Source organism: Psychrobacter sp. 1Y4 (genome assembly GCF_051847555.1).
The window spans coordinates 1-661 of the sequence record NZ_JBPYDE010000665.1; the positions used below are offsets into that span (position 1 = coordinate 1).

A 661-nucleotide genomic window follows, 5' to 3' on the forward strand; every position below is an offset into this window, starting at 1 on the left:
TGGCTACAATAAATAATGGAGATAACAAACGTTATCGCGGCTTGATTATTTCGATTGCACTGTTTTTATCTTTGATCGGTGCTTTGCTTGCATTTACTTTCTATACCTCAAGCTTGCTTGAAAGAAATACCGTATTGATTGATCAGACCAACCAAGTAGCAAACAGCGCACAGTCGGTAATTAAAGATTTGTTCGATTTGGATAGCAGTTACGGTGAAGATACCAACTCGCCACACATTCAGCGCGTACTAGAGCGTTTGGAACAGAATACAGCACTGATTAACAATACGTTGACGGCTATCGGAGAAGGCGGCACGATTACCGACGATGCTGATGGTAAAACGTATAAACTACCGAACGTTAGTGGCAGTGCGCAAGAAAGTGTACAAGCGGCAAACCAGCAATGGCAACTACTTGAGCCTAGAATCGAAACTTACTTAAAAGATGCTGATAACGTATTGGTCGATTCATCAGATGACTTGACTCAGGCGGTAGAGCAGGCGAAAACCTCAAGTTTGCTAATGAACGAATCATTAGATGATTTGACCAACGAAGTGTTTGATGACGCAGAACGCCAAGCCAATACCATTCGTCTGATTCAGGCACTTGGGGTTGTTGCGATTTTTGCTTACTTCTTGATCTTCGTATTCTTCTTTGTACG

General features: G+C 42.4%; 1 pseudogene. It reads left to right on the forward strand.

The features are described from left to right. Positions 1–661, forward strand: a pseudogene (locus ACS8FC_RS18210) (ATP-binding protein); the annotation flags it as partial.